Genomic DNA, 11,990 nt, shown 5'->3' with positions numbered 1-11,990 from the left:
TCAGAAGGCTGCAAGCCCATGACCCACGGGATTCACGGCGAGAAGCGCTGGTACGCGCTGATCGTGCTCTGTCTCGGCGTGCTGATGATCGTGCTCGACAGCACGATCGTGAACGTTGCGCTGCCGTCGATCAGTACCGACCTCCACTTCACCGAAACGGCCCTCGTCTGGGTCGTCAACGCGTACCTGCTGACGTTCGGCGGCTGCCTGCTGCTCGGCGGCCGGCTCGGCGACCTGTACGGCCAGCGGCGCATGTTCCTCGCGGGCCTCGTCGTGTTCACGCTCGCGTCGCTGGCGTGTGGCCTCGCCCAATCGCAGGCGATGCTGATCGCCGCACGCGCGGTGCAGGGGCTCGGCGGCGCGGTCGTGTCGGCCGTCTCGCTGTCGCTGATCATGAATCTCTTCACCGAGCCCGGCGAACGCGCGCGTGCGATGGGCGTCTACGGCTTCGTCTGCGCGGGCGGCGGCAGCATCGGCGTGCTGCTCGGCGGACTGCTGACGAGCTCGCTGTCGTGGCACTGGATCTTCCTCGTCAACCTGCCGATCGGCGTCGCCGTCTATGCGATGTGCGTCGCGTTGCTGCCGCGCGTGCGTGCACCGGCCGGCGCCGCGCGGCTCGACGTCGCCGGCGCGATCACGGTGACCGCATCGCTGATGCTGGCCGTCTACGGGATCGTCGGCGGCAACGAGGCCGGCTGGCTGTCGACGCAGACCATCGCGCTGATCGGCGCGGCCGTCGTGCTGCTCGCGCTGTTCATCGCGATCGAGTCGCGCGCCGCGCATCCGCTGATGCCGCTCACGCTGTTCGCCGCGCGCAACGTGGCGCTCGCGAACGCGATCGCCGTGCTGTGGGCAGCCGCGATGTTCGCGTGGTTCTTCCTGTCCGCGCTGTACATGCAGCGCGTGCTCGGCTACGGGCCGCTGCAGGTCGGGCTCGCGTTCCTGCCGGCGAATTTGATCATGGCCGCGTTCTCGCTCGGGCTGTCGGCGCGCATCGTGATGCGTTTCGGCATCCGCGGCCCGATTGCCGCCGGCCTGCTGCTCGCGGCGTGCGGCCTCGCACTGTTCTCGCGCGCGCCGGTCGACGGCGGTTTCGTGTCGCACGTGCTGCCCGGCATGACGCTGCTCGGCATCGGCGCGGGCGTCGCGTTCAACCCGGTGCTGCTCGCCGCGATGAACGACGTCGACCCGGCCGATTCCGGGCTCGCGTCGGGTATCGTCAACACGTCGTTCATGATGGGCGGCGCGCTCGGGCTCGCGATCCTCGCGAGCCTCGCCGGGGCCCGTACCGACGCGCTCGCGGCGGCGCAAGCCACGCCGCTCGACGCGCTGAACGGCGGCTACCACGCGGCCTTCGCGTTCGGCGCGGCGTTTGCCGCCGTGGCCGCGCTGACCGGTTTGGCGCTGCGCATCCGGGCGCCCCGCGCGGTCGAAGGCGCCGGCCCCGCGATGCACTGACCGTCGGCGGGGGAACCGGGAGCCGAGAACCGAGAACCGAGAACCGAGAACCGAGAACCGGCATCGGATCAGGGCACGCGCTGTCGCGCCTCTTTTTTATGCGCGTCGGACGCGCGCCGTTTAAGCCCGATTCGTCACCGCTTTCGGGCCGATCATCACCGTCGGCCGCGTCCCTGCTCAAACGCCCGTTTCACGTCCCGCCGGCCGCCGCCGTGCGCGCCTCTCCGGCCGATTTTTAACGCAGTCGTACGTTGACGCGTCACTTTTGCGACAATGGCGGACTTTGATGCGCGCGCCGCGGCCGCGCGCCGCCGCCGAACGCCGCATAACCGCCTGCTCCGATGTCGCTTCCCCATATCGATCTGCTGTACTCGCTGTCCGGCCTGTTCGTCGGCGTTCTCGTCGGCCTGACGGGTGTCGGCGGCGGTTCGTTGATGACGCCGATTCTCGTGCTGCTGTTCGGCGTCCACCCCGCGACGGCGGTGGGCACCGACCTGCTGTACGCAGCCGCGACCAAGGCCACCGGTACGCTCGTCCACGGCCTGAAAGGCTCGATCGACTGGCGCATCACGGGCCGGCTCGCCGCGGGCAGCGTGCCGGCCGCGGCGCTCACGCTGTGGTGGCTGCATACGCACGGGATGAACACGCCGGGCACCGCGCGGATGATCCAGCTCGTACTGGGCGTTGCGCTGCTGCTCACGTCGCTCGCGCTGATCTTCCGCCCTCAACTGACCGCGTTCGCCGCCCGCAACCCGCTCGCGCCGAGCCCCGCGCGCACGCTGTGGTCGACCGTGCTGACGGGCGCCGTGCTCGGCGTGCTCGTGTCGATGACGTCGGTCGGCGCCGGCGCGATCGGCGTCACCGTGCTCCTGCTGCTGTATCCGCTGCTCGCGACGACCCGCATCGTCGGTTCCGACATCGCGCATGCGGTGCCGCTCACGCTGGTCGCGGGCATGGGCCACTGGCTGCTCGGCTCGGTCGACTGGTCGATGCTGCTGTCGCTGCTGCTCGGTTCGCTGCCGGGCATCGTGATCGGCAGCCTGCTGTCGGCGCGCGCGCCCGAGCGGCTGCTGCGCAACCTGCTCGCGTCGACCCTGGTCGCGGTCGGCGTGCGGCTCGTGCTGGCGTAAGCGGGCGCCGCATCCCCGCGGCTATTTCCGGCCGGCGCCACTGACACGCCGCGCCATCATCCGCTGCGAAAGCAAAACAGCCCGACCGGCCTGCGCCGATCGGGCTGTCGTCCATCCGGGGCGGCACCCGCCGCCCGCCACGCTTACTGCCCCTGCTGCTGCAGTGTCTGCTGCTTCAGTTGCTGCGTGCGCGCCTGCAGTTTCAGCACGCGCTGCAGCGCGGTGCGGTTCGCGAGGATACCGTCGTAGAAGCTGGCGAGATCGCCCTTCAGCGCGGTCCGCGACGCGTCGTTCAGGTAGATCATGTGGCCCGACGGGTAGTTCTTGATCGTCAGGTTCTGCGCCTTGAGCGTCGGATCGAGCGGCATCTGCGCAAGCGTCAGCTCCGTCTGGTGGAACGGCGTGACGGCGTCGAAATAGCCGTTCGCCGACAGCACCTTCAGGTCCGGGTTCACGCTCATCGTCGACGCCAGGTCGCCGGCCGTGTACAGCGTATTGCCGCCACCCTTGTTCGCGCCGGTCGGGTCGATGTGGCTGAAGTCCCAGTTGTTGAAGACCTGGTCGTTCAGGTCCACGAACGACGACGTCGACGTGTACTTGAGGTCGGTGTTGATGTAGCTGTTCCACAGCACCGTGTACGCGCCGCCGACGTTCGTGATCGACGGATCGTTGCTGCCCGAGTTCGGCAGGATGTACGGCGCGATGCCCTTGCCCGTGAAGTTCGCGCGACCGTCGTACTGGCCGATCTGCGTGCCCGGCACCAGCGTCAGGAAGAACGTGTACGGCGGGTTGTCATCCGACGACGGCACGTTGCCGAGCGCGGCCGGGTTGCCGAAGGTCTGGATCAGCGACGTCGGGTCCGTGCCGATGTACGCGCCCATCTGCTGCGCGGTCGCGAGCTTCAGGTTCAGCCGCACGTTCACGAAGCCGCCGTCCTGCGGGTTCGGCTTCTGCGCGAGCGGCGCGAGCGTGTTGTCCGCGTAGTTGCGGGCCTGGACCATGTACGCGTCGAGATCGGTCGGCGTCGGGTTGAGCGTCGTCTTCTTCCAGTAGAACGCGTCGGCCGCGAGCGTCGGGAACGTGCCCGGCGCGGACAGCGCGTTCGCATAGTCGAGGATCGACGACTGCAGCGTGATCCCGTTCAGGTCGATGCCGTCCTCGTGCAGCACCCACGACACGACCGCGCTGCGCGCGGTGCCGTACGACTCGCCGTACAGGAACTTCGGTGAATTCCAGCGCGAGTACTTGGTCAGGTAGCGCTGAATGAAGCGGTCGATCGAGCGCGCGTCCTGGTCGGTGCCCCAGAAGTCCTTGTTCTTCGCCGGCGCGATCGCGGTCGAATAACCAGTGCCGACCGGGTTGATGAACACCAGGTCGGTACGGTCGAGCAGGCTGTCCGGGTTGTCGAGCAGCTTGTACGGCGCGGGCGGCGTGAAGTTCGGGAACGACGACTGCAGGCGCTTCGGCCCGTACGAGCCGAGCAGCAGGTAGACCGACGACGAACCGGGGCCGCCGTTGTAGAAGAACGTGACCGGACGCGGCTTCGACGGGTCCGGATTGTCCTGCGTGTACGCGACGTAGAACATCTTCGCGTTCGGCGCCGACGTGACCGGATCGATCGTCGTCAGGTGGCCGGTGGTGGCCGTGTACTTGATCGTCTTGCCGCCGATCGTGACCTGGCGGTGCACGACCGCGGCGCCTTCCGTCGAATCCGTGACCGCGTCGTTCGGCCCGGTGCCGTACACGTCGGTGTCGACGTACGGCTGGTCGGCCGCGGCGGCGGTCGTTGCGTCGGTGACGGCCGACGTGCTGCCGCTGGTCGTCGCGGCCGCGGTGGCGGCCGACGCGCTCGGGCTCGGCCCGTCGTCGCCGCACCCCGTGACGAGCAGCGCCGCGGCCGCTGCGGCGGCGAGCGGTACGCTCAAGGTCGTTCCGAATAGCGCGAAACCGTCTTTCAAGGACTTCCGTGTCGTCATTATTGCCTCTCGAACAGAACGATAAATACCGCCGGCCGCAAAGGATCATTTGCGCCGGCGCTCCGCACCGGGAATGCATTCGTTATGCGACGCACTCCGAGTTTTTTACCGGATCGGCGAATACCGATCGGCACGATTTACCCACCCATGTTTTTTGCAACCGCACAATGGAATCAATTCCATTGCCAACGAGAATTCAATGATTCGCTGCAATACGGATTCATTCTGTTGATTCGCAGGCACAACAAAAAAGACGGACAAAAGAACGCCGCGCAAAGCCCGCCCGGCAAAGCGTCTTCACTTCGAATAGACGAACGATCCCCCTCGGCGAGATACCGATTAATCGCGAAACGGCGATCAGCCGGGATTCGAGCCGATTGAATAAAATCGAAAGGATCGATTAACTAAACGGAAAGGAATATTCTCGCGTCTGAATTTATTAAATTAAGTGAAAATACCGGCGCATATTAGGTTCCGGATTTATCGCCGTAAAGTAATAATTTGTTACAGCGCTCGCTATTCGGATAAAAGGCCGTACGGGACCGATTCCAGGCGACGTCAATAAAAAAGCCGGACGACGGTCCGGCGTGCTGGAGAACGCGTGGCGGGCGCCGTCAGAGCGGCACGTCGATCGTGCCGACGCCGACGGAAATCGCGTTCGCGCCCGGCGCGGTCGAAATCGGCGGCAGGTTCGCGCTCGTCAGCGCGGGCGCGGCGCCCGGCGTGCCGCCGCGCGGCACCGTGCGGATCACCTGCGACGGCGGCAGCGGCGCGCCGTTCTTCAGATGCCGCCACATCAGGTTCAGCGCCTGCACGTTGTAGTAGTGAACCGGCACGAAGCGCGTGTCCAAGCCCGGCACCGACAGGAACGCGTCGAAGTGCTGGCCGTTCGTCACTTCGTAGAACACCAGCTGGCTGCGCCCGGCTTCGCTGATGCCGTTCTGCGCGACGTACGCGCGCGACGCATGGTTCACCGGTACGAGCGCATCGCTGCGACCCTGCACGATGATCGCCGGCTTGCCGTGCAGGTTCGCGTTCACGCGCACCGCGTCGACGTTCGCGGGCATCCCGAGCATCCCGTTGGTCCACAGCTGGCGCAGGCACAGCGCGCCCGCGAAGCTTGCATCGGGCGTCGCAAGCCGGTGGTCGGTGCCCGCGCCGTCGTTGAACACCAGATTGATGCCGGCGGTCGGCGGCACGCCGTTGCCGACGCCGAACACGCTCGGCATCGGCGATGCGGCGGGCGCCGCGACCGCGCCCGTCGCCGGGTTCGTCGTCGCGAAGCTGAAGTTGCACAGGTTGTCGGTGACGCGCGAGCGCGTGTATGCGTTCGCATAGGTGACCGCGATCGCTGGAATGGCCTGCGAATCCCACATCGGCGCCTGCAGCAGGTCGGAATCGGCCAGATAGCCGGCCGCGTGAAGTTGCGCGAGCGCGTCGGCCGCCTGGCTCTGCGTGTCGGCGCCTGCCACCAGCCCGGCCGCGGCGAGCGTCGCGCAGCGCTGCGTGCGGATCGACTGCGTGGTCGTGGCCGGCAGCGCGCTCAGGTACGGCGCACCGGCGAGCGACGCCGACGCGGCCGCGCACGGTTCCAGCAGGTTCGCGAGCGTCGCGTAATCGGCCAGCGGCCGGCCGAACGACGGCACCGGCTGGCCGCCCGCGCGGACCACCGCATTCGGCGCCATCCGCACGTTGATCTGCGGCTCGCCGACCACGACCGCGGTAATCCAGCCCCGATTGTCCTGTTCGGCGGCAGCGAGCGACGCGCCGCCGCCATTGCTGACCGACGCGGCGATCGTCGTGATGTCGCCCGCGCGATAGCGCACGCCGTGACGCGCGCCGTCGATCACCGGTCCGAACTGCTCGTTGAGCGCCCAGTACGCGAATTCGACCGACTGCAGCGTCACGCGCCCCCAGTCCTGCTCGGGGTTCTGCTGCGAATGTGCATGCTTGAACGCATAACGGTTCGGGAAGCGGCTGTTGAATGCGGCGAGATCGCCGCTCGTCACGTTCGCGGTGAACAGGCTCGCGGTGCCGGCCAGCACCGCGTTGGCAAGCGTGCCGTCGATCAGCGTGACTGTGTCGGAACCGAGCTCGTGCGCGCCGTTGCCGCCGCCCTTGTCGTTGTAGGCCACCGCGCAGCCGCGCTTGAGCGCCCACTCGCCGGCCGCGGAAATCGCGCCGTACACGCCGCGCGAGCCCGACGACGTCGCCGTGACGATGCACGGTTGCGCGGGGTTGAAGCTCGCGGGCACCTGCACGAGCAGCGTGACGTTCTTGCTGCCGCTGCCGTCGTCGGCGTACGCGAGATATTCGGTGCCGGGGATCTTGCCTTCGCCGAGCGTGTCGTTGCCGTCGAGGTCGACGTTCGGCCCCCAGAAGCGGCCGTAGCCGCCATTCGCGCTCATGTCGACGAGCGCGCGATAGTTCGACCAGATGGCGAGACGGCGCAATTCGGCGCTGGTCGGCCGCGACGGGTTCGCGAACCCGGGCGCAGTCGCCGCCGCGAGGCCGGTCTTGCCGAGGCCGGCCGTCAGCAGGTCGTCGCTCGCGCCGTCGTAGGCCGTCGTGCGCACGCTGCCGGACACGAAGCCGGGCAACCGGTTGCGCTCGGCCGACTCGTCGCCGTTGCACGCGCCGAGCATCGCGACCGCGGCCAGCGCCGCCCCCCACACCACCCGCCTGCCCCACCCGAGTTTCGTCATCGCCGCCCCCTCGATATCGTTATCGGTCCGCCGCCGCGTCGCGCGCGGCGTTCGGCCTCTGAAGCGCAAACGGGCCCCGGCATGCCGGGGCCCGCCTGAAAACGGGCGCACGCGGCGCTCGCGCGCCGCCGCCCGGCGTTACTGCTGCTGAACCGTCAGCTTGTTCGTGACCGACGTCACGCCCTTCACGCTCTTCGCCGCCTCTTCCGCCTTGTCGATCTGTGCCTGGTCGGGCACCGTGCCCTCCAGCGAGATCGCGCCGCCCTTCGAACGCACGACGATGTTCGCCACGTCGATGCCGCCTGCCTTCGTAATGGCCTTGCGCACCGCGTAGCCGAGCTTGCGGTTCGCCTTCTTCGCGGTTTTCGCGGCGGCCTTCGGCGCGCTGCTCGCCGCCGCCGGCGCTTCCGTGGCCGCTGCGTCGCTCGACTGCGCATACACGCTGCCCGACAGACAGGCCGCCACGGCGGCGACACCCAACGCTCTCAACACGATCGACTTCATGCTATCTCCTTATCACTCCGGAACGGCCGTGCACAGTACGGCCGAATACCCCCAAAAACAGCCGGCCCGCGCGCGAACGGGCGGGACAGCCGGTGTTTTCCACGGCGATACGAGAGAGGCGTCACGGGCCGGCGGCCGGCGCACGCGAAAGCGGGCCGGCCGGGCCGGACAGCCGCCGGCCGGACGCGCCCGGTCTGATGACGTGCCGGGTCGCGCGCGAATCGGGCGCGGCTGCGTCGCACAATGTAATCCAGTGCCCGCCGAAGCGCAAAGCTTTTGACGCGGGGGTGGTGGCCGCCATCCCGGTGCCGCGGTGCAATACCGCCCCCCACTCGCGCAGGCGCGGGGAAACCGGGTACCATCGCCGCGAGACTCCACGTCGTCCCGCGACGACCGTCACCGATGCGTCACGCCAGCGTCATCCGCCAACCCCATGAAGCCTGCCCGCCCTCGCCCGCCGCGCCGCATCCTCGCCCGCTTTGTCGCCGTCTCCTGGCGCGACCTCGCGCTGTCGATCGGCCCGACCGTGCTGCTCGCCGGCGCGGCCGTCTGGCTCGCGGTCAAGCTGATCCAGCCGGCGCCGCCGTCCACGCTCGTGATCTCGTCCGGGCCGCCCGGCAGCACGTACTGGAACGCCGCGCAGAAGTACAAGACGATTCTCGCTAAAAACGGCGTCACGCTCGACGTTCAATCGTCCGAAGGTTCCGCGCAGAACCTCGCGCGGCTGTCGAATCCGAACGCGCCGGTCGACGTCGGATTCGTGCAGAGCGGCATCGGCCCGAAGGAACGTGACGAGCATCTGGTGTCGCTCGGCAGCATCGGCTACGTGCCGCTCGCGATCATGTACCGCGGCCCGGTCGTCGCGCGCCTGTCCGACTTCAAGGGCAAGCGGCTCGCGCTCGGTGCGGAAGGCAGCGGCGCGCGCGAACTGAGCCTCGCGCTGCTGAAGATGAACGGCATCGTGCCGGGCGGCCCGACCGCGCTCCTGCCGACCGCCGGCGAGGACGCGGCGACCGCGCTGCTCGACGGCAAGATCGACGCGGCCTTCCTGTCCGGCGATTCGACGCAGATCCCGGTGATGGCGAAGCTGTTCCGCGCGCCGGGCGTGCACGTGTATTCGTTCACGCAGGCCGAGGCGTACGCGCGGCGCTTTCCGTACCTGACCGCGATCACGCTGCCGATGGGCGTCTACGATCTCGGCCTCAACCTGCCGCCCGCCGATATCCACACGGTCGCGCCGACGATCGAACTCGTCGCGCGCGACTCGCTGCACCCCGCGCTGTCCGACCTGCTGATCGAGGCCGCGCGCGAAGTGCACGGCCACGCGACGATCCTGCAGCACGCGGGCGAATTCCCGTCGCCGGTCACGCGCGGCTTCCCGCTGTCCGACGACGCGTCGCGCTATTACAAGTCGGGCAAGACCTTCCTGTACCGGCGGCTGCCGTTCTGGGTCGCGAGCCTGGTCGACCGGCTGCTGGTCGTGCTGGTACCGCTGATCGTCGTGCTGATTCCCGGGCTGCGGCTCGTGCCGTCGCTGTACGGCTGGCGCGTGCGCTCGCGCATCTACCGCTGGTACGGCGCGCTGATCGCGCTCGAACGCAGCGCGCTCGGCGAACATACGGCCGAGGAGCGCGTGCAGTTGCTCGACCAGCTCGACGACATCGAGGAAGCCGTGAACCGGATGAAGATGCCGCTCGCGTACGCCGGTCAGTTCTACGTACTGCGCGAGCACATCGGCTTCGTGCGCGAACGGCTCACCGCGCACGACCAGGACGCGGCGGCGGGCCCGCCCGGCGCCGGCAGCCCGCCGGCACGCGCGCAAGCCGCGCCGCCGCCGGCTGGCGACGCCCCCGGGCGACTCCCGGTTCCGCGTGAGCGAACGATCCGCGATCATTGCTGCATGCGCGCGCCGCCGCGTAACATGGAGGCCGCCGCCAGGCGCCGCACGCCCCACCTTCTGGAGAACGACATGACAACCGGCCTCGATACCGCCCAACCCGCCTGGTTCTTCGACTTCGTGTCGCCGTTCTCGTATCTGCTGCTGGAGCAGCACGACAAATGGCCGGACGTGCCGTTCGTCCCCGTGCCCGTGTCGCTAAGCGACCTGCAGCGCCACTGGGGCCAGCGCCCGACCGCCGACGTGCCGGCCAAGCGCGTGTTCACGTACCGTCACGCGCTGTTTCGCGCGGAGCAGCTCGGCATCCGTTTCAAGATGCCGCCCGCGCATCCGTTCGATTCCGACAAGGTGCTGCGCCTCGCGATCGCGCTGCGCGCCGATATCGTGACGGTGCTGGAAATGTTCCGGTTCATCTGGCGCGAAGGCAACGATCCGTCGACGCCGGAAGGCTTCGCCGCGCTGTGCGAACGCGTCGGCGTGGGTCACGGCGACGAGCTGATCGAATTCGAGGAAACCGCCGCGCAACTGACCCGCAACACGACCGACGCGATCGCGCTCGGTGTGTTCGGCGTGCCGACGTTCTGGATGAACCAGCAACTGTTCTGGGGCGAGGACGCGCTGCCGATGGTGCTGTACTGCGCGCGCACGCCGAACTGGCTCGAATCGCGCGAGGTCAAGCGGATCAGCACGCTGCCGAAGGGCCGCGCGTGATGGCGTGCGTGATGGCCGGTATCACGCACGGCAACGTGCGGCTGCGGTAAGGTTACGCGTCACTGGAATCACCCTAATCGATGGAAGACGACGACCGTACCGCCTCGCTCGACATCTGGCTCGTGCGCGTGCTACGCACGCTGCTGCTCGAGCGCAGCGTCACGCAGGCCGCGTTGCGGCTGAACCAGACGCAGCCCGCGATCAGCACCGCGCTGCGCAAGCTGCGCGAGACGCTGAACGACCCGATCCTCGTGCGCGGCAAATCGGGCATGGTGCCGACCGAATACGGCGCGTCGCTGCTCGAAGCCGCGTCGCGTGCGCTGCGCGAGGTCGATTTCATCGCGACGCCGCACGGCGACTTCGATCCGTCGTCCGCGCGGCGCACGTTCCGCGTCGCCGCGCCCGACTACCTGAACGACTTCTTCATGCCGACGCTGATCGAGCGCTTTCGCGACGCGGCACCGCATGCCCATCTGGAAATCGATTCGCTCAATCCCGCGCTCGACCACGCGGGCGCGCTCGAATCGGGCGCGCTCGATCTCGTGATCGGCAACTGGCCGAAGCCCGACCCGCAGTTCGCGCGCCAGGACCTGTTCTCCGACACGATCGTGTGCCTGATGCGCGACGCGCATCCGCTTGCCCGCGCGCCGCTCACGCGCGAAGCGTATGCATCGGCCGCGCACGTCGCACCGACGCCGTACACCGGCGACAAGCGCAACGCGATCGAAATCGGCCTGGCACGCGCGCGCCTCACGCGGCGTATCGTGACGACGCTGCCGTACTTCGGCATCGTGCCGCAGGTGCTGCTGCAGTCGGACCTGATCTTCACGACGACGCGCCGCTTCGCGACGCACTATGCGCAACTGCTGCCGCTCGTCGTCGTCACGCCGCCCGTGCCGTTCCCGCGCATCAAGAGCTACCTGCTCACGCACCCGCAACCCGATCGGCCGACCGACATCGCGTGGCTGTGCGCGCTGATGCAGAGCGTGTCCGACGAGCTGACGGTCGCCCGCACGCGCAGGCGCTGACGCGCGGCCCAAGCGCAGCGGAACAGGGCAGGCAGCGCGACGGTGCAGGCAGCGCAGCTGCTCAGGCCGTGCAGAAGGTTTCCTGCAGATGGGTCCAGCGCACGACGCCCGCCGCATCGCGCGTGAACACGGCGGTCGCACGGCGCGCGGGCAGCTCGCCCGCTGTCGCGTGCTGCGCTTCGAGATAGGTGAGCACCGCATGCGATGCGTCGGCCGCGAGCACGCGGATCTCCGACAGCGTGATGCGCAGCCCCGGCTTCGCGCCGGCCAGCTTCGCGAACAGCGCGTGCATGCCGTCACGGTCGACCATGCGGCCGTCGGTCAGGATCATCGTGAAGTCCGCGGAAAACGCGGCGAGCAGCGCATCGAGCGCCGCGGGCGCGGTATCGACGCCGGATAGCCAGCGCTCGATGGCGACGAGGCTCGCATCGAGCGCGTCCAGATAGACGGAGTGATCGGACATGGGTGCGTGCACGGTGAGGTGAAGCGCGACCCGCTGCCGCGCATGGTCGTGCAGTGTATGCAAAAACGCGCGGCCGTGCGCCGGCCGCGCGGCGTCGCCGTTTTACCGTGGCTTTATC

General features: G+C 68.5%; 8 protein-coding genes. 4 read left to right on the top strand and 4 right to left on the bottom strand.

The genetic code is table 11. The features are described 5' to 3' along the window. Nucleotides 1–18 precede the first annotated feature (18 nt). Nucleotides 19–1,458 (top strand): DHA2 family efflux MFS transporter permease subunit, encoded by a 1,440-nt coding sequence (locus SY91_RS06410; RefSeq protein WP_185921121.1) that lies wholly within the window; start codon nt 19–21, stop codon nt 1,456–1,458. Between the two features lie 341 nt (nt 1,459–1,799). After that, the gene (locus tag SY91_RS06405; RefSeq protein ID WP_006476756.1) at nt 1,800–2,588 is read left to right on the top strand and encodes a sulfite exporter TauE/SafE family protein; all 789 of its coding nucleotides are present in this window, start codon (nt 1,800–1,802) and stop codon (nt 2,586–2,588) included. A gap of 143 nt (nt 2,589–2,731) precedes the next feature. Here SY91_RS06405 and SY91_RS06400 read toward each other — a convergent pair whose 3' ends face one another. From SY91_RS06400 to SY91_RS06390, 3 genes are all read right to left on the bottom strand, one after another. Continuing rightward, nucleotides 2,732–4,564, bottom strand: a complete 1,833-nt coding sequence (locus SY91_RS06400) for a S10 family peptidase (RefSeq protein WP_185921120.1) — start codon at nt 4,562–4,564, stop codon at nt 2,732–2,734. 614 nt (nt 4,565–5,178) lie between these two features. Next, the gene (locus SY91_RS06395) at nt 5,179–7,269 is read right to left on the bottom strand and encodes a D-(-)-3-hydroxybutyrate oligomer hydrolase (protein WP_124591709.1); all 2,091 of its coding nucleotides are present in this window, start codon (nt 7,267–7,269) and stop codon (nt 5,179–5,181) included. Between the two features lie 138 nt (nt 7,270–7,407). Further along, nucleotides 7,408–7,773, bottom strand: a complete 366-nt coding sequence (locus tag SY91_RS06390; RefSeq protein WP_011544712.1) for a BON domain-containing protein — start codon at nt 7,771–7,773, stop codon at nt 7,408–7,410. A 433-nt stretch (nt 7,774–8,206) separates the two neighbouring features. On the opposite strand from SY91_RS06390, the gene SY91_RS06385 reads away from it, so the two are divergent. Continuing rightward, nucleotides 8,207–10,381: a DsbA family protein gene (locus SY91_RS06385; RefSeq protein WP_260632422.1), complete on the top strand. Its 2,175-nt coding sequence runs from the start codon at nt 8,207–8,209 to the stop codon at nt 10,379–10,381. 80 nt (nt 10,382–10,461) lie between these two features. After that, complete coding sequence (locus SY91_RS06380) at nt 10,462–11,409, top strand: LysR family transcriptional regulator (RefSeq protein WP_124476176.1); 948 nt, start codon at nt 10,462–10,464, stop codon at nt 11,407–11,409. Nucleotides 11,410–11,470: 61 nt separating this feature from the next. On the opposite strand, the gene SY91_RS06375 is transcribed toward SY91_RS06380, so the two are convergent. Then, a complete protein-coding gene (locus SY91_RS06375; protein ID WP_185921118.1) occupies nt 11,471–11,872 on the bottom strand; it encodes a nuclear transport factor 2 family protein in 402 nt (133 codons plus the stop codon). Nucleotides 11,873–11,990 lie beyond the last annotated feature (118 nt).

Source organism: Burkholderia cenocepacia (assembly GCF_014211915.1).
GTDB lineage: Bacteria > Pseudomonadota > Gammaproteobacteria > Burkholderiales > Burkholderiaceae > Burkholderia > Burkholderia orbicola.
Note: the sequence above shows the minus strand (reverse complement) of the source record. Positions and strands in the feature narration are given on the sequence as shown.